Annotated in this window: 25 protein-coding genes; 17 read left to right on the top strand and 8 right to left on the bottom strand. The window is 53.7% G+C overall.

Annotated elements, in window-relative coordinates:
• Nucleotide 1 precedes the first annotated feature (1 nt).
• The 3 genes from nosZ to AC07ED_RS01125 all read right to left on the bottom strand — a co-directional run bounded on the left by nosZ (nt 2) and on the right by AC07ED_RS01125 (nt 4,800).
• Nucleotides 2–1,915 carry a TAT-dependent nitrous-oxide reductase gene (nosZ, locus tag AC07ED_RS01135; RefSeq protein ID WP_105236731.1) on the bottom strand — a complete coding sequence of 638 codons (1,914 nt, stop codon included), beginning with the start codon at nt 1,913–1,915 and terminating at the stop codon, nt 2–4.
• On the bottom strand, nt 1,908–4,073 hold the full coding sequence (locus AC07ED_RS01130; protein ID WP_105236730.1) for a NosR/NirI family protein: 2,166 nt from the start codon (nt 4,071–4,073) through the stop codon (nt 1,908–1,910). The genes nosZ and AC07ED_RS01130 overlap by 8 nt, the downstream gene beginning before the upstream one ends.
• Before the next feature lie 106 nt (nt 4,074–4,179).
• Nucleotides 4,180–4,800, bottom strand: coding sequence for a TetR/AcrR family transcriptional regulator (locus AC07ED_RS01125; RefSeq protein WP_245918224.1), 621 nt, complete (start codon nt 4,798–4,800; stop codon nt 4,180–4,182).
• Nucleotides 4,801–4,884: 84 nt separating this feature from the next.
• Between AC07ED_RS01125 and AC07ED_RS01120 the strand changes: the two genes are divergently transcribed.
• From AC07ED_RS01120 to AC07ED_RS01110, 3 genes are read left to right on the top strand one after another with little or no spacing between them, the layout of a single operon-like run.
• Complete coding sequence (locus AC07ED_RS01120) at nt 4,885–5,271, top strand: hypothetical protein (RefSeq protein ID WP_105236765.1); 387 nt, start codon at nt 4,885–4,887, stop codon at nt 5,269–5,271.
• Nucleotides 5,272–5,291: 20 nt separating this feature from the next.
• Complete coding sequence (locus AC07ED_RS01115; RefSeq protein ID WP_245918221.1) at nt 5,292–5,774, top strand: anthrone oxygenase family protein; 483 nt, start codon at nt 5,292–5,294, stop codon at nt 5,772–5,774.
• Nucleotides 5,774–6,418, top strand: a complete 645-nt coding sequence (locus AC07ED_RS01110; protein WP_478241686.1) for a LysE family translocator — start codon at nt 5,774–5,776, stop codon at nt 6,416–6,418. The genes AC07ED_RS01115 and AC07ED_RS01110 overlap by 1 nt, the downstream gene beginning before the upstream one ends.
• Before the next feature lie 289 nt (nt 6,419–6,707).
• Here the strand turns inward: AC07ED_RS01110 and AC07ED_RS01105 are convergent, their stop codons facing one another.
• Nucleotides 6,708–7,115: a heme-binding protein gene (locus tag AC07ED_RS01105; protein WP_158664609.1), complete on the bottom strand. Its 408-nt coding sequence runs from the start codon at nt 7,113–7,115 to the stop codon at nt 6,708–6,710.
• 236 nt (nt 7,116–7,351) lie between these two features.
• Entirely contained in the window at nt 7,352–8,272 is a 921-nt protein-coding gene (locus tag AC07ED_RS01100) for a LysR family transcriptional regulator (protein WP_105236726.1), read from the bottom strand.
• A 151-nt stretch (nt 8,273–8,423) separates the two neighbouring features.
• Here AC07ED_RS01100 and chvE point away from each other — a divergent pair, with 151 nt between their 5' ends.
• From chvE to AC07ED_RS01050, 10 genes are all read left to right on the top strand, one after another.
• A complete protein-coding gene (chvE, locus tag AC07ED_RS01095; RefSeq protein ID WP_105236725.1) occupies nt 8,424–9,473 on the top strand; it encodes a multiple monosaccharide ABC transporter substrate-binding protein in 1,050 nt (349 codons plus the stop codon).
• Between the two features lie 80 nt (nt 9,474–9,553).
• A complete protein-coding gene (mmsA, locus tag AC07ED_RS01090; RefSeq protein ID WP_105236724.1) occupies nt 9,554–11,074 on the top strand; it encodes a multiple monosaccharide ABC transporter ATP-binding protein in 1,521 nt (506 codons plus the stop codon).
• A gap of 11 nt (nt 11,075–11,085) precedes the next feature.
• Nucleotides 11,086–12,300 carry a multiple monosaccharide ABC transporter permease gene (gene mmsB, locus AC07ED_RS01085; protein WP_105236723.1) on the top strand — a complete coding sequence of 405 codons (1,215 nt, stop codon included), beginning with the start codon at nt 11,086–11,088 and terminating at the stop codon, nt 12,298–12,300.
• 3 nt (nt 12,301–12,303) lie between these two features.
• A complete protein-coding gene (gene araD, locus AC07ED_RS01080; protein WP_105236722.1) occupies nt 12,304–14,046 on the top strand; it encodes an L-arabinonate dehydratase in 1,743 nt (580 codons plus the stop codon).
• Nucleotides 14,046–14,975 (top strand): Gfo/Idh/MocA family protein, encoded by a 930-nt coding sequence (locus AC07ED_RS01075; protein ID WP_105236721.1) that lies wholly within the window; start codon nt 14,046–14,048, stop codon nt 14,973–14,975. The genes araD and AC07ED_RS01075 overlap by 1 nt, the downstream gene beginning before the upstream one ends.
• Before the next feature lie 10 nt (nt 14,976–14,985).
• Nucleotides 14,986–15,903, top strand: coding sequence for a dihydrodipicolinate synthase family protein (locus AC07ED_RS01070; RefSeq protein WP_105236720.1), 918 nt, complete (start codon nt 14,986–14,988; stop codon nt 15,901–15,903).
• A gap of 11 nt (nt 15,904–15,914) precedes the next feature.
• A complete protein-coding gene (locus AC07ED_RS01065; RefSeq protein ID WP_105236719.1) occupies nt 15,915–17,429 on the top strand; it encodes an aldehyde dehydrogenase (NADP(+)) in 1,515 nt (504 codons plus the stop codon).
• A 1-nt stretch (nt 17,430) separates the two neighbouring features.
• A complete protein-coding gene (locus AC07ED_RS01060) occupies nt 17,431–18,309 on the top strand; it encodes a 2-dehydro-3-deoxygalactonokinase (RefSeq protein ID WP_105236718.1) in 879 nt (292 codons plus the stop codon).
• Nucleotides 18,306–18,911 carry a 2-dehydro-3-deoxy-6-phosphogalactonate aldolase gene (locus tag AC07ED_RS01055; RefSeq protein WP_105236717.1) on the top strand — a complete coding sequence of 202 codons (606 nt, stop codon included), beginning with the start codon at nt 18,306–18,308 and terminating at the stop codon, nt 18,909–18,911. Before AC07ED_RS01060 ends, AC07ED_RS01055 begins: the two co-directional genes overlap by 4 nt.
• Nucleotides 18,908–19,780, top strand: coding sequence for an SMP-30/gluconolactonase/LRE family protein (locus AC07ED_RS01050; protein WP_105236716.1), 873 nt, complete (start codon nt 18,908–18,910; stop codon nt 19,778–19,780). Before AC07ED_RS01055 ends, AC07ED_RS01050 begins: the two co-directional genes overlap by 4 nt.
• 659 nt (nt 19,781–20,439) lie before the next feature.
• On the opposite strand, the gene AC07ED_RS01045 is transcribed toward AC07ED_RS01050, so the two are convergent.
• Both AC07ED_RS01045 and AC07ED_RS01040 read right to left on the bottom strand, forming a co-directional pair.
• Nucleotides 20,440–20,613 carry a hypothetical protein gene (locus AC07ED_RS01045; RefSeq protein ID WP_158664608.1) on the bottom strand — a complete coding sequence of 58 codons (174 nt, stop codon included), beginning with the start codon at nt 20,611–20,613 and terminating at the stop codon, nt 20,440–20,442.
• Nucleotides 20,610–21,128 carry a hypothetical protein gene (locus AC07ED_RS01040; RefSeq protein ID WP_105236715.1) on the bottom strand — a complete coding sequence of 173 codons (519 nt, stop codon included), beginning with the start codon at nt 21,126–21,128 and terminating at the stop codon, nt 20,610–20,612. Before AC07ED_RS01040 ends, AC07ED_RS01045 begins: the two co-directional genes overlap by 4 nt.
• A 71-nt stretch (nt 21,129–21,199) precedes the next feature.
• Here AC07ED_RS01040 and AC07ED_RS01035 point away from each other — a divergent pair, with 71 nt between their 5' ends.
• Entirely contained in the window at nt 21,200–21,451 is a 252-nt protein-coding gene (locus AC07ED_RS01035) for a helix-turn-helix domain-containing protein (RefSeq protein WP_105236714.1), read from the top strand.
• Here the strand turns inward: AC07ED_RS01035 and AC07ED_RS01030 are convergent.
• Nucleotides 21,446–22,633 (bottom strand): relaxase/mobilization nuclease domain-containing protein, encoded by a 1,188-nt coding sequence (locus AC07ED_RS01030; protein WP_158664607.1) that lies wholly within the window; start codon nt 22,631–22,633, stop codon nt 21,446–21,448. The two genes, AC07ED_RS01035 and AC07ED_RS01030, sit on opposite strands and share 6 nt — an antisense overlap.
• Before the next feature lie 643 nt (nt 22,634–23,276).
• Between AC07ED_RS01030 and AC07ED_RS01025 the strand changes: the two genes are divergently transcribed.
• The 3 genes from AC07ED_RS01025 to AC07ED_RS01015 all read left to right on the top strand — a co-directional run bounded on the left by AC07ED_RS01025 (nt 23,277) and on the right by AC07ED_RS01015 (nt 25,498).
• Nucleotides 23,277–24,128, top strand: a complete 852-nt coding sequence (locus AC07ED_RS01025; protein WP_105236711.1) for a DUF4394 domain-containing protein — start codon at nt 23,277–23,279, stop codon at nt 24,126–24,128.
• Between the two features lie 132 nt (nt 24,129–24,260).
• A complete protein-coding gene (locus tag AC07ED_RS01020; protein WP_105236710.1) occupies nt 24,261–24,803 on the top strand; it encodes a sigma-70 family RNA polymerase sigma factor in 543 nt (180 codons plus the stop codon).
• Nucleotides 24,800–25,498, top strand: a complete 699-nt coding sequence (locus AC07ED_RS01015; RefSeq protein ID WP_158664606.1) for an anti-sigma factor domain-containing protein — start codon at nt 24,800–24,802, stop codon at nt 25,496–25,498. The genes AC07ED_RS01020 and AC07ED_RS01015 overlap by 4 nt, the downstream gene beginning before the upstream one ends.
• The last annotated feature ends 57 nt before the right edge of the window (nt 25,499–25,555 follow it).

Below are 25,555 nucleotides of genomic sequence, written 5' to 3'. Positions count from 1 at the left end.
CTTATGCCGGATGGACCAGCATACGGCCACGCATCTCCATGTGCAGCGCGTGGCAGAACCATTGGCAGTAGTACCAATGCACGCCCGGACGGTCGGCGGTGAAAGTGACCGACGCGGTCGCCTGCGGCCCGACCTCAAACGCGATACCATGGTTGCCAAGTGTAAAGCCGTGAGTCAGGTCGTCCACATCGTCGATGTTGGTGACAACAATCGTGACTTCGTCGCCCTGATTGACCTCGAATTTCTCCAGACTGAACATTGGAGCCGCCGAGTGCATGTAGACCCGCACTTTATTGCCGTCGCGGACCACGTCGGCTGCATATTCCAGATCGACGCCATCAGCTTCCGCCATTTTGCGGGCATCTTCCCACAAGGCGTCGTCGCGCTGGTAGACGCTGGCAGGGTTCACCTTGTCTGCCCGCACAAGGATACAGTCGTGCGGTTCGGCAAACGTCGGGCCGTCGTGTTCGAGCACCATTTTTTCGCCCGAGATGTTGATCAGCTGATCGTTTTCGGGCTTCAGCGGGCCAACGTTCAGGAAACGGTCCTTGGAGAACTTATTGAGCGAGATGAGGTACTTGCCATCCGCTTCAAGTGTTTCGCCCATGGTGGTGTGGTTGTGACCCGGCTGATAATGGACATCGAGTTTTTCGATGATCGGGTCCACGTCCTCGCCATTATACTGGCGGACAGCCAGATCGAGGTTCCATTTACACATCTGGCTATCAAGGAACAGCGTGGTGTAGCAGTTGCCCTTGCCGTCATAGGCTGTGTGAAGCGGCCCGAGGCCCAACGTCGGTTCCGCAACCACGGCACTGCGCGGCTCGGCCCCGTCGAACACGGCGTCCAATTTGGTCACGTCGATGACGGTGACGGTCGGGGAAAGTTTGCCGTTGATGCAAAGGTGGACCTTATCGGGCGCCATGTTGCAGCCGTGCGGCGAGTTGGCGACAGGGATATAGGCAGTGTATTTGGAACCGTGGCGGCCATCCAGAACCTTGACGCCATTGTATTCCTTATAGTCGCCTGCGGCGATGCCTTCCTCGATCCGCTTGATGTTGAACACGACGGTCCAGTCCATCTCGGCCGAGGTCATATCGGCGAGCGTCACGCCGCCTTCCGAGTTGTAGCATGTCGAGAACGCGTATTTGCCTTCGTAATCTGCGTCGTTGTTATCAAGGTTACCGTCGACGATGACCTGCCATGCGATCTCCATCGTGTCGCCGTCGATGGCGGTGAAGATGGATACATAGGCGTCTGGATCATCCAGAACCGACCCGTCGTTGGGCAGCGGAATGCGGTGTTCGCCGTTGGCAAAGACATAGCCGGTGCGCGGCCATTTCTGTGGACGCAGGCCATGGATGTCCGAGGTGTTCGGAATCTCGATCACCTTGTCGGTTTTCATGATGTCGCAGCGGATCCGTGCGACGCGGGTGTTGGCCTTGTCGTTGGCAAACAGATAGCGCCCGTCATAAGTGCCCTCGGTAAACGACATGTGCGGGTGATGAAGGTCGCCGTTTTCGTAGGACTTCATGCCGCGCTTAGCGAGGAATTCCTTCGTTTCCGGCATCAGGTTCTCGGTCAGAATTTTGAGGCTTTCGTTGGTTAGACCCCAACCTGTGGCAGAGCAGCGGTTAAACACCGGAATACGCACCAGCTCGCGCATCGACGGTACACCGATCACGCGCACTTCACCTGACTGGCCCGACGACCAAAAGCCGTAGTATTCGTCCAATTGCCCTGGTGCGACCGATGCATCAGCCGCCTCGGCGCGAGCACGCGATGGTGCTACCCCCAGTCCAAGCCCGAGTGCAGCTATTCCTCCTGCGGGCAACGTACCTGCTAGAACAGCCGCGCTTGCGGTGCCCTGAAATAACCCACGGCGGGAAATACCCTTGTTCTGTTCCTCACTCATTTCCTTCTCCTTTGATGGATGTACGGAGTGTATTGGGATGACCCGAGACGCGATTCAAAGCAGCGGCGGACATAGCGTCCTTGGCCCTACGTTTGTCGCGAAGGATCACCACGGGGCATCTCTCGTGGTCCTGATAAAGGACCTGACAGTTGAGACAGGAGATGCACTCGTTCGGGTTGATCTCTCCGGTCGGGTGAATGGCCTCGACCGGACAGTCAGTAGCACAGCGCTGGCAGGGGTTGCCGCAGTCGCGGTAACGTTTGAGCCAACGAAACATGTGGATGCGCGCGGGAATTGCTAGACCGCCGCCCAAGGGGCAGACGTATCGGCAGTAGAACCTTTCGATAAACAGACCCGGCAAAATGGCGGCAACCGCGATCAGCACATAGGGCAATGGCCGCGCGAACTTTAGAATGATCGCGGTCTTGAATGGTTCGATTTCTGCGAACCTTTCGCCCAGTTCAAAGCTGTAAAGCGAGGTGCCGAACAACCCCATGAAGATGACATACTTCAACGCCCAGAGGCGTTCGTGCAGTCCCCATGGCAGTTTCACCTGCGGCAGACGTGCGAGGCGCGCCAGTTTATTCGACAATTCCTGAAAGGCACCAAACGGGCAGAGCCAGCCGCAATACGCCCCCCGCGCCCAGAAGATCAGCGAGGCGGCGACCGCGAACCACAGGATAAAGATCAGCGGGTCCATCAGGAACGTGTCCCAGTTGAAATCGCTGAATACCGCTGAGGCAACTGCCATGACGTTCACGACCGATAGCTGCGCATTCGCGTACCAGCCGACAAATACCAGCGTGAACATCAGGTACACGTTGCGGAAGATCGCAAAGGCCCGTGCGTTCCGTGTCGCCTGCATCTGGAAAAAGAACATGCCAGTCAACGCAAGCAGTGCCGCCCCAAGGGCCGCGACTTGCAGCCGCTTGGCCTCCCAGATGCGCAGCCACAAGGCGTCGCGCGCGGTCGCCTCTGTGTCGTCGGCAATAGCGACGAGGGGCTCGGCCTGCGGAACTGCTACCGTGTAAACATCGGGCAGTTCGTAGCCAAGGTCATAGGTCAGGAACAATTTCTCAATCGGGCCAACAGGGCGCTGGACAAGGAACTGTAAGCGGAATGGCGCTGCGGGATCGAAACCGGCTGATGCAGGAATGACGAATAGGTCCATCTCGGTGAAGGCCGGCGCGCCATCTGCGGCGACCTGCACCAGACGGCGGTTGTTGCGGTCGCGGAACCGGTAGGAAATCTCACCCTGAATAAGCTGGAAGCGGTCGAAAATCCCGCCGCGCACATAACCCGATCCCTTGAACGACCAACGCCCTGCACTAAAGATCGCAATGGCTTCGTCACCTTCGGACATCATGCCCTGAAGGTTCGCGTACATGTCTTCGCCCAATAGGCTACGGCCGATTGAAGGTTGGCTGACCAGCGCAGCCCAAACATCGACATATGCGTCTCCGTCAGGCCCCGCTTCGATGTGTTTCTCGGTTCGCGGATCGACGAACGCGGCAAAGTCGTTATTGATCGTCGCGACATCCAGCGTCAGCCTGCGGATCGCACCGATGCCGGCAAGCGGTTCCCAATCGCTGATCTCTCCCGCATCTCGATCTATGGTTCGCGTCGGCCCTTCGGCCACAGCAAAGCCCTTGATCCCAGCGGCCCGCGCTGCTCGCAACCCCGCACGAATGATGGAATCGTCGATCACCATGATCGTGACCGTCGCACCCGACACGATTTCAAGGTCGCTGGCGTCACGTGTCTGATCTAACGTGCGCAGGTCAAGGCCAGTATAGTGCGCGATAACATCTTTGATGTCCTGTTCAGGAATACCTACCAGCACTATGGGTTCCGAATGTTTGACCAAGGCCGCGCCGGTGATGACGCCCTCGTTCGAAATCCCTTCGGCGATATGGATCGGTTTGCCAGAATACCCGGTGGTCGGCACGAAGTCCGATGTTATGAAAATCCAGCCAGTTTGTTCGTCGCCTTTGTAGACCGGCGCCAGCCCATCAGCACCTACCGCCCCCATCCGGTCGGCATTCGGTGCAATTTCGGCCAGTTCGAACTGGTCGATCAATTCAGGCAGCACTGGTTCCGCAGCGGCTGCCGTCACCAGCAACAGCGTTGCAACAAGCATACGCAATACAACCAGCATGTCCCAATCCCTCCAGCCTTTCTGGATTGGGATTTAGCAGGCGCGGATTGGGCCGAGTTTGCGCAAACGCAATGTTCTAAACGATTTCAAAGCGGGCCGATTACCATCAACGCATAACTTGTTGGCTGCTCAGTAACAGGCAGAGATGGCTCACAGCCTTCTGAGATCGCGCCTCACAAAATTCTTCTGTTGGAGCTGGTAGCCGTCCGACCACACGCCGGATTTGCAGATCACCGATCAACAGGTCCAGATAAAGGCCCACGGCCTCTTCTGATGCATTAAAACGCAATTTTCCTTCTTGCCTCGCACGAAGCAGCACCTGTTCCAGCAAGGGGAAAATGGCTTCGCGACCTGCCTTTGAAAGCGTCGCGCCAAGTTCACCACTACTATCGGCAGCAGCGGCCCGATTGAGGGCAACAGCACGATCGCCTGTTAGCAAATTCAGTAGCTTTGGACCAAGTGTGCCCAGAATTGAAAGCGCTTCATGGTCTGTTCCCAATTCGGCTTCAAGGTGGGACTTCACTTCTTCGGCGTTGCGCGTGACGAGGGCGCGGAACAGCCCCTGTTTATCCCCATACCAGTTGTACAACGTCTCGTTTGAGGCCCGCGCCTGTTTGGCGATGACCTGCATGGATGTTCCACCATACCCCTTTGCCTCAAGAACCTCATAGGCAGCAGCCTCGATCTGTTGCTGGCGCAGGGATCGTTTTTCTTCTCGCAATTTCATTCTCCAATCTGTTGACAGAATCCGTAACCGTTATTACGGATGTAGGCAACCGTAATTTAAATTACACTTTTGGAGCTGGAAAAAATGGAAAAATCTACCCGTCACATCATTGCCGCTCTGGCTACACTCATTCTTCTGCAAGGGATCATGCTTTCCACCTTGTATGCTGGGATCAGACCTCACCCGCCTGTCACCACGCCACTTTTCGGCATCGCCCCGTTTATCGGAGCTGCAATGTCGGTCGCTGTGGCCGCAATCATCGTGCAGCCACTTAGCAGTCGAGAGGGGCGCATCTTGAGCGTCATCGCCGCGCTAATGGCGCTGATATCCTTCGGTCCTCAGAAGTACTTTGACGCCCAATTCGGCCTGATCTACCCGGCAGTTCTGCTCGGTCAATTTGCTGCGCTGGTCATCTTTTCGTCTGTTGTGAAAGCGGCACGCCCACAAGAAATGACTGCGAGGCAGGCCTGATGTCTCGGTTTCTCTTGTCCATGTCGATGCTCTCGCTCCTGAGCATCGGCGCCATCTTCGGGTTTTTCTACGCTTGGGTATGTTCAACGATGTGGGGCTTGGACGCGACAGACCCACACACCGCCATCGCCGCGATGCAAGCCATGAACGCCTCTGTCCGGAATGCAGTGTTTTTCCCAGCTTTCTTCATGACACCGTTCATTCTGGGGGCGACAGCCATCTTCGCCGCTCAAGAGGCCAAAAGGAAATCCGCCGTACTCTTTGGACTGGCAGCCATCCTCTACTTTGGCGGCGCTTTCTTCGTCACCGCGATGGTTAATGTCCCAATGAATGAGGCTCTAGCAAAAGTATCCATCCCAGCTGACATCAATGCGGCGCGCAGCATCTGGCAGGACTATTCAGCGACTTGGCAGGTCTGGAACCTGCTCAGAACCATTGTAAGCGGATTATGCCTTCTTCTGACGGGGCTGGCCATTTTCTTTCTGAATTCGGAGGCTGAGTGATGGAGTTGTCCCTTCTGACATTCGCGGTTCTGGCGCTGGTTGTCGTTATGACGCCAGGTCCAACCGTTCTGCTCGCCTTATCCAATGGCTCGCGGTTCGGCATCACTGCGGCGGGGGTCGGCATTGTTGGCGCGGCAATATCTGACGCCGTTCTTATCACTGCGGCTGGCTTGGGATTGGGCGCTATTCTCGCCGCATCCGCATTCTGGTTCGGCGTCGTCAAATGGATCGGTGTGGCCTACCTCGTCCGGCTTGGCACCCAGATGATACGGTCTTCAGGTCAGTTGGGATCAGCCGCACACCCATCTGAAATCAACAGATCTACGACCCTACGAAACTACTCGACCATTTTTCGAAAGAGCTTTCTCGTCGCGGTCACAAATCCCAAGGGCTATCTGTTTTTCACAGCTTTCCTACCTCAGTTCCTCACCCCGACAGAGCCTATGTTTCCGCAGTACGTCAAGCTGGCCCTTATCTTTATCTTGATCGATGCCATCGTCATGGCCGCCTACGCAGGCCTAGGCGCAAAAGCTGTTCAGTTTTTCAGCAATCGCGGCGCACTCTGGGTCGACAGGGTATGTGGTGGCCTTCTCGTCACACTGGGAGTTGCGTTGATCTTTCTGGGTCTTCCCGACCATCAATGAGGACCTTGGTAAGGCCGCTGCGGAGGCTCACTTTACCAGGCATTACCGTCATCGAATGCTTAAAATTCTGCGCAACGGTTCCGCTGTCCGCTTCGGGAACGCCGCGGCGCGGCGACAAGAAGGCCCAACAAGGTCCGCAAAGGGCCGGTAGCTACGTTCCGGCAAGGGTGGGGAGCGGACCTTTGCTGCGGATGCAATCGGACTGAAAGCTCCATTCAATACCGGACATTCGAATCCAACATCCACCCCTGAGGTTATCAATCGCACGGATAGGAACTTTCGACTCGCTTTAGGGATAAAGCGCCTTGGGCAAGGCGATCTCGTTATGATCAAGGTGATCCGCCCGCATCGAAGACTTGAAGGTGCGCAGAACAGTGTTGATCTTGCGCCTCCCCCAATCCTCGTTCTCAGGCGTAGCGCCAGGCAGGGTGGCAAAGAAATACCGCCGCGTTGATGACCTTATCTCAATAGACACAGGCGCCTGTATCGCTTGGGCACGGGCGCGAAGGGCCAGCCAGTCGCGAATGCAGTATTCTCGTCGAACCGATCCAGCATTAGGCGCTGCTCTTGAATTGCGATCGCGTCGATCAGCGCCTGTGACATCTTGGTCTCCGTCCGAGGGATTTACCGAACACCAGAAACGGCAAAAAGTCGTGATAATCGAAGAATAGGTAACGACGATTAACTGCCCAAGCATCAGTAGGAAGAAGTGCAGGTGGCTCAACAACCGTTATTGAGAATTCTCATCTTTCATTCACTCTTCCATCCACAATCACTTCAAGCAGGAACGACACCACTACAGCCGAGGCAACTTTAAGACCCTACGAGCCACTTCTATCGCCGAGTGTCGCCAACTTGGTGCGACCCGAAGACTTGGTTGAACGGCAAACGGAGACGAATTCGAATTAGTCAGACAGCACTGCCTTGCCATGTTCATTGCAGCCGATCCAAAACGTTATCAAAGAATAATTTAGCCGCGCGAGTAAGTTGTCTCGCCTTTTGTCGAACCACGAAATAAGGGGGGACTGTGATTTGCTTCCGAGAGTGAAGGGTCGTCAATCGGGCACCGAAACCGTTACCGGTTAACAATTCTGCGACCTCCGAAGATTGTGGTGCAATCACATCCGAAGATGACAATAGCGCTTGCACAACCAACAATGATGAACTGTTGATGACTCGTGTGGGCGCAGCGCAGCCCGAGGAATGATATGCGGCTTCGACGGCTTGTCGGATGGGCGATCCGCGCTCTTGGATCACCCAGTCGAATTCTGTCAGTTCATCAAGGTTTACATCAACATGCCTGGCGATTGGATGTGTGTCGCGAACGATTAGTTTTACGACCTCGGATCGAGCAGGATATACCATGAAGTCGCGACTATCCTGTTCGGGCGGGATACGAGCTGCAATGAAGTCAAAACGCCCTTCTTCTAGACCTCGGACCAGTTCGGTTGAAGGACCTACTTCGATTGTGACCTTCACGTCTGGCGACGTTTCTCGGAGATCTTTCAAGACAGGCAAAATGAGCCCAACCGCAGCTCCAGTGACGGTTCCTATGCGAACTTCACCTGCTAGCCCATCTGTGAGGTCACGAACTTCTTTTTCTAGGCTCTCGAGTTCGGACAAAACAACCCTTGCATGACGAATAAATGCGGCACCGACTGAAGACGGCTCCATACCCTTCGGAGTGCGAAGAAACAGCAGTGCATTCGTTTGACGTTCGATGTCAGCAAGGATTCGCGAAGCAGCAGGTTGCGACATCGCCAATGCATTTGCGGCTATTTGAAGCTGTCCTACTTCTGCAATTTTCAACAATAGCCTTAGGTGATGTGGTTTGATCCGCTTAATAAAATCCATGACATACCAATAGTGATATTTAGATTATCAATAATTAAATTTTACAGTTATGCAAATAGGTTTTAGCCACTCTGTCAGGGCGACTAAGCTCATTTATCTGGACAGCGGTCGATCAGTGAGGAAGCGGCCGCTAATCCGTTGGGAGGACTACATGAAACTCAAATCACTTTTGACCACCGCTGCCGCTATTGCATTCGCATCTGCTGCCTTCGCGGATGGTACCGTTGGTATTGCCATGCCGACAAAATCTTCGGCACGTTGGATTTCCGACGGTGAATCGATGGTTTCGCAGTTTGAAGCAGCTGGTTTCGAAACCGATCTTCAATACGCGGAAGACGATATCCCTAACCAGCTCGCTCAGATCGAGAACATGATCACCAAAGGCGTGGATGTTCTGGTCATTGCTGCAATCGACGGCACCACTCTTTCCAACGCTTTGGAAAACGCCGCGGCTGCAGGTATCAGCGTCATCGCTTATGACCGACTGATCCGCGACAGCGAAAACGTTGACTACTACGCAACCTTCGACAACTTCAAAGTTGGCGTTCAGCAGGCTTCCAGCCTTGTTGCTGGTCTCGAAGAGCGCTTTGGCGATGGCCCATACAACGTTGAACTGTTCGGCGGCTCGCCAGACGACAACAACGCCTACTTCTTCTACAACGGTGCGATGTCGGTCCTTCAACCGCTGATCGATTCCGGCAAAATCAACGTCGTTTCGGGCCAAATGGGCATGGACACCGTTGGCACCCTACGTTGGGACGGCGCTGTAGCACAGGCGCGAATGGATAACCTTCTGTCCGCCTATTACACCGACGTTCCTGTCCACGCTGTTCTGTCACCCTACGATGGTCTGTCGATCGGTATCCTGTCCTCGCTAAAAGGCGTAGGTTATGGCTCGGGCGACATGCCGATGCCGATCGTTTCGGGTCAAGATGCCGAAATCCCATCGGTTAAATCGATCCTTGCAGGCGAACAGTATTCGACCGTTTTCAAAGACACTCGTGAGCTTGCTCGCGTCACTGTCGGCATGGTCGAAGCTCTGCTGAACGACGGCGCACCGGAAATCAACGACACTTCCACCTATGACAACGGCGTAAAAGTTATTCCGTCCTATCTGCTGGAACCCGTATCGGTTGACGTTTCCAACTGGGAAGAGGTCTTGATCGGCGGCGGTTACTACACCGCAGACCAGATCCAATAATCTCGGCTTTCTCCTCTGCCTGCTCGCGCGCTCCCATTCTGGCGCGGGCAGGCTCCTTTTTATAGAACTTTGGGGCGAACATGACTCCGCTTCTCGAAATGCGTTCCATCACCAAGACGTTCCCCGGCGTTAAGGCGCTCGATCAGGTGAACCTTGCTGTTATGGAAGGCGAAATTCATGCAATTTGCGGCGAAAACGGGGCCGGCAAATCGACCCTGATGAAGGTTTTGTCCGGTGTTTATCCCGCTGGAACCTACGAAGGCGAAATCCACTACAACGGAAACCTTGCACAGTTCCGCGATATTTCTGACTCCGAAAAAGAGGGGGTCATCATCATTCACCAAGAACTCGCCTTGGTGCCACTGCTGTCGATTGCCGAGAACCTGTTCTTGGGCAACGAACGTTCAGCAAAGGGTGTTATCAACTGGCGTGAGACGTTCCAACTGACTGAGGATCTTCTCAAGAAAGTTGGTCTCAAGGAAGCTCCCAATACCCTGATCGAGGCCTTGGGCGTTGGCAAACAACAGCTTGTCGAAATTGCAAAAGCTCTTTCCAAAGAAGTCCGGTTGCTGATCCTCGATGAGCCAACTGCGGCATTGTCAGAATCTGATAGTCAGGCACTGCTGGACCTGATGCTCGAGCTTAAGACACAGGGCGTGACGCAGATCATCATCAGCCACAAATTGAATGAAGTGCGCCGTGTAGCCGATACTGTAACCGTTATCCGCGACGGCACATCTGTCTCTACAATGTCCGCCGCAAAGGGTGAAATCACCGAAGACCGCATTGTCCACGACATGGTCGGGCGGGATATGTCAGATCGGTATCCAGCACGTCCCCGCAATCCGGGCGAAAGACTAATGGAAGTGCGCAATTGGAATGTTTGGCATCCCGACCATGCGGATCGCCAAATGATCACCGACGTGAACTTCTATGTCCGCAAAGGCGAAGTCGTCGGCATCGCTGGCCTTATGGGGTCAGGCCGTACCGAGCTTGCCATGTCGATCTTTGGGCGCAGTTATGGTCGAAACATAAGCGGCGAAGTAATCGTAGATGGCCAGACCGCAGATGTGTCTCTGGTAGATCGCGCGATTAAAGCTGGTCTCGCCTATGTCACTGAGGACCGCAAATCGCTCGGTCTTGTTTTGGATGAAGATATCAAAACGAACGTGACCCTAGCCAACCTCAATGCGGTTTCCAAAGCGGGCGTCATCAACGAGCACGAAGAAACTCAGGTATCCGAAGAGTATCGCAAAGCGATGAACATTCGGACGCCAAGTGTTTTCCAGAAGGTCGTGAACTTGTCTGGCGGCAACCAACAAAAGGTCGTTCTGTCGAAATGGCTTTTTGCCGAACCCGAAGTTTTGATCCTAGACGAACCAACCCGAGGCATCGACGTTGGCGCGAAGTTCGAAATTTACGGCATCATCAATGAATTGGCTGCACAGGGCAAAGGGGTCGTGATGATCTCATCCGAGATGCCCGAACTTTTGGGCATGTGCGACCGCATCTACGTCATGAACGAAGGCAAACTGGTCGGTGAACTCGCCGCCGAGGACGCCGACCAAGAGCGCATCATGTCGCTCATCGTTACCGAATAAGGGGCCTGAAAATGGAACAGGTAAAAAACAACAGCCTTGGTGCATACTTCAAACACCACATGCGCGAATACGGCCTCTTGATTGCGTTGATTGCAATCATGGGTTTCTTCCAAATTATGACTGATGGCACGCTGCTAAAACCAGTGAACATCACCAACTTGTTCCTCCAGAACAGCTATATCATCATTATGGCGCTCGGCATGTTGGTGGTCATCGTCTCGGGGAACATCGACCTGTCGGTCGGGTCTGTGATGGGGTTTGTGGGCGCTTTTGCTGCGGTGATGATCGTAGAGTGGGACATGCCCGTAAGCGTGACAGTCGCCGCCTCATTGGTCATGGGCATCTTAATTGGTGCGGCCCAAGGTTACTTTGTCGCCTACTGGAAAATCCCATCTTTCATCGTGACGCTTGCTGGTATGCTCGTGTTTCGCGGTCTTTCGCTATGGCTACTTGAGGGCCAGTCTGTTGGCCCATTCCCTAAATCGTTCCAGCTGATCTCAACTGGTTTCATTCCCGACATTTTCCCAGCAGGTCTATCGGATGTATTTTCTGGTATTGCGGGAACACGCAACTTCAACGTCCTTGCGATGGCGCTGGGTGTGATTGCAGTCGCAATCATCATTTGGATGGGACTTCGCGACCGTGCGCACAACGCAAAATATGGCATCGAGGGTGAACCAAAGGCGTTCTTTGTAGCGCGGACCTTTATCATTTCCGCAGCGCTGCTGTTTGTGATGTTCAAACTAGCCACGTTCCGAGGCCTGCCAAACGTGGTCATCTCTATGGTCGTTCTGACCGTGATCTATGCTTTCCTCACGGCCAACACGACCGTTGGGCGCAGGATCTACGCGCTGGGTGGTAACGAAAAAGCAGCAAAGCTGTCTGGTATCAAAACCGAACGCCTAATGTTCCTGTCGTTCGTCAACATGGGTTTGTTGGCCGCGCTGGCAGGTCTGATTTTTGCTGCCCGTCTTAACACAGCTACGCCCAAAGCAGGCTTTGCCGTCGAACTAGATGTTATCGCAGCTGTGTTTATCGGCGGGGCATCGATGTCAGGTGGTTCGGGCAAGATTATCGGCGCAGTCGTCGGTGCATTCATAATGGGCGTCATGAACAATGGCATGTCAATCCTCGGCATCGGCATCGACTACCAGCAGGTCATCAAAGGCCTCGTGTTGCTCGCCGCTGTATTTTTTGACGTCTACAACAAAAACAAACAGGGGTAACTCATGACATTCAAACCAGCCCCTTGGCCCCGCAAACTGCGGTCAACACACTGGTATAGCGGCAATTCGCGCGACACGATTTATCATCGTGGTTGGATGAAGAACCAAGGCTATCCCCACGACCTTTTCGACGGGCGTCCGATAATCGGCATCCTTAACACTTGGTCCGATCTTACGCCGTGCAACGGTCACCTGCGCGAATTGGCTGAAAAGGTCAAAGCTGGCATCTGGGAGGCTGGCGGCTTTCCAGTCGAGGTTCCGGTCTTTTCAGCATCTGAAAACACTTTCCGTCCGACCGCGATGATGTTCCGCAACCTCGCTGCGCTCTCGATCGAAGAGCAAATGCGCGGTCAGCCGATTGACGGCGCGGTACTCTTGGTTGGCTGCGATAAAACGACACCATCGTTGCTGATGGCTGCCGCATCGACCGACATCCCGTCAATCGTAGTGACGGGCGGCCCAATGCTCAATGGCTACTTCCGTGGCGAACGCGTAGGGTCGGGCACTCACCTTTGGAAATTCTCCGAAGCTGTCAAAGCTGGCGAAATGACCCAAGAGGAATTCCTCGAAGCTGAACAATCAATGTCCCGTTCATCGGGGACCTGCAACACGATGGGCACCGCCTCTACCATGGCGTCAATGGCCGAAGCCCTAGGCATGGCTCTCTCAGGCAACGCTGCAATCCCTGCAGTGGACAGCCGTCGCCGTGTTATGGCCCAATTGTCAGGTCGTCGCATCGTGCAGATGGTCAAAGATGATCTGAAACCGTCTGATGTCATGACGAAACATGCATTCGAGAACGCCATCCGCACCAACGCGGCGATTGGTGGCTCGACCAATGCGGTGATCCACCTTTTGGCGATCGCGGGTCGTGTGGGCATTGACCTAACGTTGGACGACTGGGACCGCTGCGGGCGCGACGTGCCGACGATTGTTAACCTGATGCCTTCGGGCAAATACCTAATGGAAGAATTCTTCTACGCCGGAGGTCTGCCCGTTGTCTTGAAACGGCTGGGCGAAGGCGGTTTGCTGCACAAAGACGCACTGACAGTATCGGGCGAAACAGTCTGGGACGAAGTTCGAGATGTGATGAACCATAACGAAGATGTCATCCTCCCGACCGAAAAGGCTCTGACCCAATCAGGAGGCATCGTCGTCGTCAAAGGGAACCTTGCCCCAAAAGGCGCAGTCCTCAAGCCCTCGGCTGCAAGCCCTCATCTCATGCAGCATCGCGGCCGTGCGGTCGTGTTCGAAGACATCGATGACTACAAGGGAAAGATCGAAGATCCAGATTTGGACATCGATGAAAACTGCATCATGGTTTTGAAGAACTGTGGCCCAAAGGGATACCCAGGGATGGCCGAAGTCGGCAACATGGGTCTGCCCCCAAAGGTTCTGAAAAAGGGGATTACCGATATGATCCGCATCTCGGATGCGCGGATGTCGGGCACGGCATATGGCACAGTGATCCTTCACACCTCCCCCGAAGCGGCAGCAGGCGGCCCCTTGGCGGTTGTCCAAAACGGCGACATGATAGAAGTGGACGTGGAAAACCGCCGCCTCCACCTTGATATCAGTGATGCCGATCTGGCTGATCGTTTGGCGAAATGGGCACCTGCCCATGAACGACCAACATCGGGGTATGCATGGCTCCATCAACAACACGTTGAAGGCGCGGACACAGGTGCAGATCTAGATTTCCTAAAAGGATGCCGTGGCAACCCAGTTGGGAAGGACTCGCATTGATGGAGATCGCTCTCGTTGGGATCGGCAAGATCGCGATGGACCAGCATGTACCGTCCATCGCGACTTCGCCCGATTGGTCTTTAGCCGCTACGGTTTCGCGACATGGCACTGTCGATGGCGTCGATGCCTACGACGATTTCAAAGCAATGCTAACCGCACGGCCTGACATCCGTGTTGTGTCGCTTTGCCTTCCACCTACTCCTCGTTTTGATTACGCGGCTGCGGCTATTTGCGCCGGTCGCCATGTCATGCTCGAAAAACCTCCAGGGGCGACTATCGCGGAATGTGATGCACTGGTCGCTTTGGCAAAAGAAAACCGCGTTGCACTATATGCAACTTGGCACAGTCGCGAGGCCGATAAGGTAGCCGCCGCAAAGGGTTGGCTTGCCGACAAGAAGCTCCTCAAGCTTCATGTCACATGGAAAGAAGACGTGCGCCGCTGGCATCCAAACCAAGATTGGATTTGGGAACCCGGTGGTATGGGTGTCTTTGATCCCGGTATCAACGCTCTTTCCATCGTAACTGAGGTCTTGCCGACGAATATTCACCTGAAATCGGCCAGCCTCGATATCCCGTCGAACAGGCAAACTCCGATCGGAGCCAATTTGGTGTTCCACCACCCAGATGGCGCATCCGTCACGGCGGAATTCGACTGGCGACAAACGGGCGATCAAATCTGGACAATCGAGGCCACCACCGATCAGGGCACATTAACGCTCATGGACGGTGGGGCACGTATTCTGATCGACGGCGTCGAAGACGCGATCATCTCGGACAATCCGCTCGCTGGGGAATACCCGCGACTTTATGCAAATATGGCTGCCTTGGTGGCCAAAGGTGGGATCGACATGGACTTGCGCCCGATGGTGCATGTCTCAGACGCGCTGGCACTTGGTCGCCGCGTAGTTGTCGACCCGTTTTATGATTGAGGACAAACCTATGAAACAGGCACTCACTGGCATTCTGCCCGTCGCACCCACACCGTTTTTCGATGATGGTCGAGTTGACGAAGACGGCATGCGCCGCGTTTTGGACTGCATGATCGATCAAGGCGTCGATGCAATCTGTATTCTTGCCAACTACTCTGAACAGTTCCTCTTGTCCGACGAAGAGCGTGCGATCCTGACGCGCATCTCACTTGAACATGTCGCTGGCCGAGTTCCAGTGATCGTCACCATCAGCCACTTTGCGACCGAGATTGTCGTCAAACGCGCCGTCGAAGCTCAGGCCTTGGGCGCGTCGATGGTCATGATGATGCCGCCATATCACGGCGTTGGTCTAGTGCCTGCCGAAGCTGGCGTTTACGAACACTTCCAAGCCGTCTCGAATGCGATTTCAATTCCGATTATGGTTCAAGACGCACCACTCTCTGGCTGTAATTTGTCCGTCCCGCTGCTTGTTCGCATGGCGAAAGAGCTCGAGAATGTCAGCTATTTCAAAATCGAAACGCCCTTCGCGGCGGACAAGCTCGCGGCCCTGATCGAACAGGGTGGCGAGTCCATCGTTGGGCCCTTTGATGGCGAAGAGGCTGTAACGCTTCTTGCCGATCTCGATGCAGGCTCCACGGGCACCATGACATCGGCCCTTCAGCCCGAAAAAATTCGCCCAATCGTCATGGACTATCGGGCCGGAAATGTTGAGGCGGCGCTGGCTCAATGGGAAAAATGTTTGCCACTTATCAACCACGAAAACCGCCAATGTGGTCTGCGTGCAGCGAAAACTGTTATGCAAGCAGGCGGCGTAATCAAATCAGATCACGTTCGTCACCCTCTAAAACCAATGAGCCAGAGGACCAAAGATCGGTTGCTTCAATTGTCAAAAGATATGGACGTTCTGGCGCTGCGCTGGGGCAAATAAAGGATAGAGTCATGACCTTTACACCCCACGGGAAACACCTAATCGCTGGTCAATGGATCGGTTCTGATAGCACATTTACCTCAGAACCCGCCCACGGCCCCGCCCACGCTTTTAGCATTGGCACGCCGCAACTCATTGATCAGGCCGCGAAAGCAGCCGAAGACGCATTTTGGACTTATGGGTATTCAACACGTGAAGAGCGTGCTGCATTTCTAAACGCCATTGCCGACGAAATTGAGGCCCGCGCTGAGGCAATCACCGAAATTGGCAGCCAAGAAACGGGCCTCCCCGAAGCGCGCCTTCAAGGGGAACACGGACGAACAGTTGGCCAGCTGCGCCTTTTTGCACAACATATCCTCGACGGTGCATACCTTGATCGCCGCTATGATGCGGCCCAACCTGATCGCCAACCTTTGCCCCGTCCTGACATTCGCATGATGCAACGTCCGATCGGGCCCGTTGCCGTATTCGGCGCTTCGAACTTCCCGCTCGCATTTTCGACAGCGGGCGGCGATACTGCATCGGCACTCGCGGCTGGCTGCCCCGTTGTGGTAAAAGGCCATTCTGCCCACCCAGGCACTGGTGAAATCATCGCAGAGGCAGTGCACGCAGCCATCGCGAAATGTGGCATTCACCATGGGGTATTTAGTCTGATCCAAGGCGGAAAGCGCGACGTTGGCCAATCCCTCGTCGAGCATCCGCTGATCAAAGCTGTTGGCTTTACGGGTTCGTTGGCTGGTGGTCGCGCCCTGTTTGATCTTTGTGCACGACGCCCCGAGCCCATTCCGTTCTTCGGTGAATTGGGCAGTGTGAACCCTATGTTCTTTATGCCCGCAGCCCTTGCAAACCGCGGTGCTGCGATCGCGGCGGGTTGGGCTGGGTCGCTCACCATGGGCGCGGGGCAATTCTGTACAAATCCAGGCATTGCGGTCGTCATTGATGGGCCTGATGCGGATAACTTTATTTCTGCTGCAACAGAAGCGCTTGCACCAATGGGCGCTCAGACCATGTTGACCGACGGCATCGCCGCTGCATATCGCGCAGGCCGCGATCAGATCGCTGGAACCAAGGGTGTCCAAGAGCTGCTGACCTCTATGTGTGACCAGCGCAACGCCACTCCGTATTTGTTCGCCACAACAGGTAAAGAATGGTTAGAGAACGAAATCCTTGGCGAAGAAGTTTTCGGACCGCTGGGTCTAGTCGTTCGCGTCGCAGATATAGACGAAATGCATAAAATTGCACGTCACTTGCAGGGGCAGTTGACCTGCACCATCCACATGGACGACGCTGACGTTGCAGATGCTTGTGCCTTGCTCCCGATTTTGGAGCGCAAGGCTGGACGTATCCTCGCGAATGGGTTCCCAACAGGCGTCGAAGTTTGCGATGCAATGGTCCACGGCGGACCCTACCCTGCCTCGACCAATTTCGGGGCAACATCGGTCGGCACGATGGCCATTCGCCGGTTCTTGCGCCCCGTGTGCTACCAGAACATCCCCGAAGCCGTGCTTCCATCTGATCTGTCCTAAAATGTTGGCCGATTGGATCGCAGTCGATTGGGGAACATCAAATCTGCGCCTATGGCTCATGGGCGCAGATCATTCGGTCAAGGCTGAACGCACTTCACCTCAGGGTATGGGCGGTCTGACCCCTGAACAATACGAGGGCGTTCTCCTCGACCTTATCGGGGACCTGATTGACGGACCCACTGACGTCATCATTTGCGGCATGGCAGGTGCACGTCAGGGCTGGAAAGAAGCCCCTTATGTCAGTGTACCATGTATTGCCTCTGGGACTGGTTTCATTGAGGTTTGTACCAAAGATCCACGATTAAATGTCCGCATTCTCAGTGGCGCAAGTCAGAGCGACCCAGCCGACGTCATGCGCGGCGAAGAAACACAAATCGCGGGCTTTTTGACAAAGAACCCGAATTTCAAAGGTGTTCTTTGTTTACCTGGGACTCACACGAAATGGGTTCAGATCAGTGATGGTCAGATCGAACATTTCCGTACGGTCATGACAGGCGAATTGTTCGCACTTCTGCGCGGTCACTCGATCCTCAGACACTCTGCTGGGCCAGACTGGAACGACACCTCATTTGACGACGCCGTAGTCGAAGAGACCACTCTTGCCGACTTATTCTCCATTCGCGCGTCCAGTCTGGTGCACGGCACGTCCTCTGACGTATTAACAGGTCGTCTTTCAGGGCATCTGATTGGCCAAGAGATCACCGCGATGAAACATCTGTGGAACGGAAAACCTACGGTCATTATTGGCGCCGATGCTCTATCCGACCTCTACAAACGAGGATTGACCGCCAATGGCGCGAACGCCACGATTTCTGATGGGGGTGGACTCGTTCGACTGGGCCTCATCGTTGCATATTCCAGCATAAAGGACCGGACATGACCCGTAATATCGTCGCTATCCTCAGAGGAATAACGCCGTTAGACGCGGTCACCGTCACGGGTGCGCTGATCGATGCCGGCATTTCAAAAGTCGAAGTGCCGCTAAATTCCCCGGACCCGCTGCATTCGATTGAACGGATGGCAAACGCATTTGGGACGAAAGCGATTATCGGCGCAGGGACGGTTTTGACACCTGACGACGTGCGCAGCGTCAAAGACGCAGGAGGCGTTTTGATCGTCTCACCCGATACCAATACTGAAGTGATCACGACAACGAAATCCCTGGGGCTGTTGTCCTATCCGGGCGTCATGACGCCAACTGAGTGCTTTGCGGCACTTCGACATGGTGCTGATGGGCTTAAAATATTTCCTGGATCGTTACTTGGCCCAGATGGACTGCGGGCGATACGAGCCGTGCTCCCTTCAAACACCGAAGTCCTCGCCGTTGGCGGTGCTGGGCCTGACAATTTCGCAGATTGGGCCGCAGCGGGCGCGAACGGATTTGGCATCGGAACGGCACTTTATTGCCCAGGGGACACAGCCGACACTGTGGCAACACGCGCCACTGCCATCGTGAACCGCTATGATGAGGTATTCAGATGAGCGCTACAGTTTTCGACTCCCGCAACAGCATTTTGGGCGAAGGCCCACTCTGGCACCCTTTTCGCAAGCAATTGTTTTGGTTCGATATTATCGGAAAAAAACTTCTCAGCAGAATCGAAAACACCGAACTTGAGTGGCAATTCGACGAACATGTTTCGGCAGCTGGTTGGATCGATCACGACAGCCTTTTAATCGCTTCAGAAACTGGTCTTTGGCATTTTGCCATTCCGACAGGTGAACGCGAATTGATCGTACCGCTCGAGGCTGACAATCCGATCACACGCTCAAACGATGGCCGAGCAGATCGCCAGGGTGGGTTTTGGATCGGCACTATGGGAAAAAATGCTGAACCAAATGCAGGCGCAATTTATCGCTTTTTCAAAGGTGAGTTAGTCAAGCTCTTTGACAACATTACCATCCCCAACTCGATCTGCTTTTCGCCAAACGGTGATCGCGCATATTTCGCTTGCACTCTTACGCAGAAAATCATGCAGGTTTTGCTGGACCCAGACGGGTGGCCCATTGGAGAACCGCAGGTTTTTATCGATCTTGCTCCCGAAGATCTCTATCCAGATGGTTCGATCGTAGATGGCGACGGTTGTATTCTGAACGCTCAATGGGGCGAGGGAAGGGTGGCCCGTTATTCACCGAACGGATCGTTGATAGAGTTCTATCCGGTCGCAGGGGTTCACTCGTCATGTCCAGCATTTGGTGGACATGATTTCCATACGGTTTTCGTCACGTCTGCCTGCGAAGGTTTAGATGAACCTAGTTTGGATCAAGGACGCACCTATCAAATATCAATCAATAGCCAAGGCATGGCAGAGCCTGCAGTAGAACTTTTGGTGCCTATTTCTCATCGACCCTAGGGAACAAAAGAGCAGCTAGGGATTATCATAACAAACGCTCTTAAGACGGGAGAATGAATAACAATTGTTTCGGCATGACATCGCGCTTTCTATTTCAGCACTTCAAGATTAGCCGCAGTGCTGCGGCCATTGATCCGTTGTTCAATTTCCTTTGGTTCATTTTCATTCAGATTGGTGATCTGGATTTTCACCGCTGTATGAAGTGCCGCCGCGATCCGTGTGAAGACGGCCTCGACTCTCGCGTAAAACGAAGACCCATCTCAAACCGAAGTATGCCGCGTTGAAAATCAGGCAATAAGCACCTTTTGATCCGAATGCAAACGAACCCCACGCCGGCCAATCAAAGTCCGCTCTACGAGCGCTGAACTGACGCCTGCGACCTTCGCAATTTGAAATTAGATAACTTTTATCATTGGTGAGTGCTCTCAATATTGCTGATAAATCCAATCCCACTTGAAGATGACGACGGACATTCCGTGATCTGTTCCCCGCATCCGCGGGGATAAACCGTTGTGCCTGATGCTGTTCCTCGTTAAACTTCACTACTCCGCGCCAACGCCGAGATGACCTTGTCGAACGACTTTGTCCTTGAACAGGTCTACCCCACACTTTCAGTGAGTTATTTAAGAATAGACGAATTTGTGGGTGTCTAGATTGGTCTATTCTTTGTTATCCAAAGCCATAAGAGCGATTTCGTCGAGTATTCCGTCATCAAAGTGTACTGCGGATCTCGTTGGCATCGCTTTGAGACGTTGCTGCTTAGTTTGCGATACTTTTGGTTCTTCGGCTAGAGATCGCGCCTCGGCCAGCTTCTGTGTTTTGACTTTCTTCATACGGGTATCCCTTGCGATGTTCGATTGGTGCAATCGTCCGTGTTTGGATCGTCTGGCCCAAGACAAGCATAGTTTGAAGCGATTGCACGCCCTAGCTTCGATTTTCTTAATTGCAGGCTAACGATACTTTCATCGCCGAGGATTTCGCTAACATCTCCCGCATAAGCGTTCAGGACCTCTGCCGGAAAATGCCCTTCAAGAATGCGGCGCAAGTCTAGAACATGGCCTTGAAGCGCACGGCGCTGTTCATCTTGCTGGGCAAAATCGATGGTGAGCTGGATAGCTTCTGCAATGCCCTTTTGGCTTAGGACATGTTCAGTGCAGTTAACCTCATCAATGTACCCTAAGTTTGAGTAAATACGCGCCTGTTCTTGAGTGAGCATGACTGTAAAAGCCAAACCTTCCTCCAACCGACAGTGACCACTCTCAGACTTCCGGATTTGCCTCCGTACTGAAGCGATCATTGGTTCGATATCCTCGATCGACGTTAGCGTCTGATGTTTGTTGTGGTTCATTTTTCACTCCCTTTTTGGGAGTATTCTTAAGTAGCTGTAAGCCCGTGTCTAGTCAAAAAATGAGGGCAGACATGGCGGGCGCTTTGCACTTGGACGCGTACAGGCAGTTTGTTGCAGACCTCGTTAGAGCACGACACGAAGCCCAATTATCGCAAGCGAAGCTCGCGACGATCTTGGATAAACCTCCGTCATTTGTCGCAAAATACGAACTCTGCGAACGGCGTCTCGATTTGGTCGAAGCTTTGGTGATCCTTAAGGCACTTAATGTTGATGCCGATACTTTTGTTCAGCACATTCAAGAAAGCTTGCCTGGCCATCTATGAATTTTCATTGGTGTCGTCTGGGGGCTCTTGTGGTCTGAACGCGGTCCAATTGATAGCCTCGATCAAACTCAGCTGTTTGGCGCGATGGTCACGTAGAAAAGACTGAGTGTCGTCATCAGGGCTAGGATACCGCATGCGGTCATGAGGAGCTTTCGGTCGCGTTCCTGTTTTGTCACTTTGTGCTTCAACGTGTCGACTTGGGCCTGGTACTTCTGGAGCCTCTTTTTTGCGGTCGCGATCGTTTTGTCCTTTTCGGCTATTGCCGCGCTCTGATCTTTGGCTTGCTTCATTATCGACTGTCGAAGTTGAAGGTCGTTCTCGATCAACGTGCTGAGCCTCTCTATCTGCTGAGACAGCGGTGCTGCCGCGGCTGTAAGCGTTTGCCTGCTTAAGTTTTTCAAATTCTGTATTTTGGTCATACGTAATTCCCCTCTGGATGAAAGATTGCTGAGTAAACGCGTGGCCGAGGGCGGATCCTCGGAAGACATACCCCGCATAACTGAATGAAAAACCGAGGATGCTGCTGGCATGGCCAAAGCGGGTTCGCGTAGCGATACCTAGGTCAGACAAAGCCGCAACAAGATCGGAAATCGCCGTTGGTTTTGAGGTCAGTTCACTCAGCGCGGTTTGAATGTATCGTTTTGCGGACAGCTGCCCGCGCTCAGCGAGCGCAAGTTCGGAATGACTAGGCGCCGCAACATGCGAAGTCTTTACGCTCGGTTCCCATAGGTGTGACGGCGGCGTCCGCTTAAGGTCAAACCGCTCTTCGAGAGTTCTAATAACGGCCTCGCTGCGGCGATAATCAAATCGATCAGACACTAATTGGCGGCTAACTAGGATGCGGCTAGCAACTATATGGACATGTGAACCGTGGCAGAACGCTGCATAGCTTTCGTAGCCCATCTCTTTGCACCACGAGCGAATAAGCTTTCTCCAGAGTTGATCGCGGAAGGATCGATCTTCTGGTGCAGCAGCAAGAACGATATGAGATAACGGCCTTCGAATGTCGGGCCGCAGTTGCGTCAGAGCACGAAGGTGGCGGACAATCTGATTGGGTCCTGTTCCAATGTTGCTCATGACTACATCCGCTCTCGGGCGAAAATTGCCGGCCTTGTCGTAGTCGGTACTGAGATAGGTCACCAACCGTTCGGACGATGTCACTTTGTGAAGCGTACCGATCATAGGGCTGCCTCTTTGAGGAGGTCTATCCGAGCCTCTTCAAGCGCAGTCAAAATACGTTCAAAGGTTGCTAGGGTAGGGGCCCAATGATGGTCGTTTTGTTTTGCGATTATCCGAATGATCGCCGAGAGCCTCTCACTCAAGGTCCCTAATTCTCGCCATCGCTCCAGATTGGCCACATCAACATTTGGGCGCTGACGTTTCTGAGTTGCAAAAGCCAGCGTCCGCAATGTCGACGAGATCGGCCTGCCAGCAGATCGATGGACAAGCGTCTCGTACTCACGTTCAGTGAGCCGAATTGCAACCGTGCGCGTTTTATTCTGTAACTGTCTTGGCCTACCGCCTTTTGATTTGCTCATACCTTTTCTTGGTCCCGTTAGAGATCAAGTTGGTTGCAAAGGTTAAGAAAGCGTTAAGCGTACTTTAAAAAATATCATCCTGTTTTTGTTGAACAAAAACATTGCTTGCGGGACGACTTAGCACACCTCAGGAAATACAGAACGTGCGCAATACTTTGTTCTTAGCTGTTTTACTGCCGCCGATCAAAAAATTCATAGTTCCCTGAAACTTTATACCCCGTCTTTTCGTGACTACCGACGAGCACCTTGGAAAATCGTGCGCGTTTGTGAAACTGAAAGGAACTTCGATGAAAACCCAAGCTATTGTGACATCCTTGATTGCCCTTGCTGCGGGCCCCGTTCTAGCGGCTGGTCATGCGTCCGTCTCTGGTTATGCACTTGCCGACAATGGAACGACCTTGGTCGTGATGGTAGATATCAACGCACCGGCTGATGTGATGACGTTTAACCTCGCGACACCGGTTAAAGCGATTGCTTGGCGTCCTGTAACGGGCGAGCTTCTGGGCTTTACCGATGGCAAGATCGGAAAAATTGATCCGATGAGCGGAGAGATGACCGACCTCGGCGCGATGTTCATGGATGGCGCTACTATCGGCCAAGACGCAATGGTTGCTCTCGACTTCAACAACGCCATTGATGCGGTGCGCGCGGTTTCAACCACTGGCGACAACCTCGTGTATTTCCCGGCTGGCTTTGGTGACAACGATGAACGTGCAGGCTCTGTTCGTCGCTTCAAAGACCTCGCTTATGCCGAAGGTGATGCAGCATTCGGCACCACCCCAATGGTTTATGCCAACGCGTACACCAATGCGATCAACGGCGCCAAAGCGAGCGGAACTTTCCAGTATGCGCTTGATGCTGAAAACGACTCTCTGATCAGCCTTGCAAACAACGAAGGTACGCTCGCCACGGTCGGTAAAATCACCGTGGACGGCATGTCGGTTGATCTGGCCCCTATGGGCGGCTTTGATATTGTGTCAGGTGCCGAGGGTGAAAACATGGCTCTTGCGATCCTGCAATTGGAAGGCGCAGCGACGGCGGGTCTTTATGAGATCGACCTTGAAACAGGTGCAGCATCGTTGAAGGCTGATCTGGGTATGGGCGGGATTACTGGCTTTGCAGCCTCGCTTGGGATGTGATGAACGGCCTATTATAAGCGGTTAAAACAAACTGAAATGTAATGGTCCCAGTTGAAAAAGTTTGCCGACTGGGGCCAATTCTGTCATGCGAGTGCGGAGCTTAAAAGGCCGTATCATTTACCTAAGGCAGGCATGACCGATCGCAATGACATAGAAATTCTGATCGGCAGAATTGCGCTTCGTGATCGGGCTGCGCTGGCAGATCTCTATGATGTAACGAACAGGAAGCTCTTTAGCGTCTGCTTGCGCGTCTTGAAAAGTCGGTCTGAGGCAGAGGACGCGCTGCAAGACGTCTACCTTCGGATTTGGGCAAGGGCGGACCGATATGCCGTTACGGGGCATAGTCCAATGACATGGCTGATAACCGTTGCTCGCAACCTCTCTATTGATCGATTAAGGACGCTCCGAAGCAATTATGTCGACATCGATAGTGTCAGTGAAATTGCAGAGAAGCGCCCCGGTCCTGAAGAGACGAGCATAGCAGCCTCTGAGCGGCGTAGGATTGATGCTTGTTTCCAAGAACTACCACCTGATCGGGCAAGCGCCGTCAAAGCAGCATATTTAGACGGGGCGACCTATCAGGACCTTGCCACCAAATTTAATGTGCCGCTGAATACCATGCGAACATGGCTGCGCCGCAGCCTCATATCTTTAAAGGAGTGCTTATCGCGATGAGCGACCGAGAGGACATAATGGACGATGAGGCGCTAAGCGCTGAATACGTCTTGCGCCTGCTCGACGCGGAAGCAGAGCGGCACTTCGAAACACGCCTAGCAGTAGAACCACAGCTGCGCGCTCTTGTGGCTTTTTGGGAGCAAGAGTTCTCGATATTGGTTGAGGACCTGCCGGAAGAAACACCATCGGCACAGACAAAAACCAAATTGCTTGATCGGTTGAACGGCACAGAGCCGAAGCGGCGATTTAATTGGGGGTGGTTCGCGTTCCCCGCTCTGGCAGCGATTGCCGTGGTCGCCTTCCTATTACTCTCTCCAGCGCTTCGCGGCCCTGCCTTTAATCCGACACTGCACGCTACTTTGAAATCCGCCGATGGGTCACTTCATATCGAGGCTGGGTATGCTCCGAACGGAAACTTGTTCAAAGTGATCCCTGAGCTGGGCAAGCCGGCAGTCGGGCGCGACTTTGAACTTTGGGTTATCGGTGCCACTGCCGAAGCGCCTGTATCGTTGGGCGTAATCTCTGCCGATGGTGAAAGCCTCTTTGAAATAACGTCCGAGATTGCGGCATTAATCGATGGCGGGATTTTGGCTGTGTCAGATGAACCGAAAGGCGGATCGCCCACCGGCGCGCCGACCGGAACTATTCTGGCCACAGGTAACTTCTTTGATGCAAAATTATTTACGAGGGGCTGAAACTATCTAGCCCTTCGTTTCGTGGCTTCTCCAACCGCAAGCGATTGCGGGTCTAAT

It is taken from the genome of Aestuarium zhoushanense, from assembly GCF_056431045.1.
This window is presented reverse-complemented; position numbering and strand designations above follow the sequence as displayed.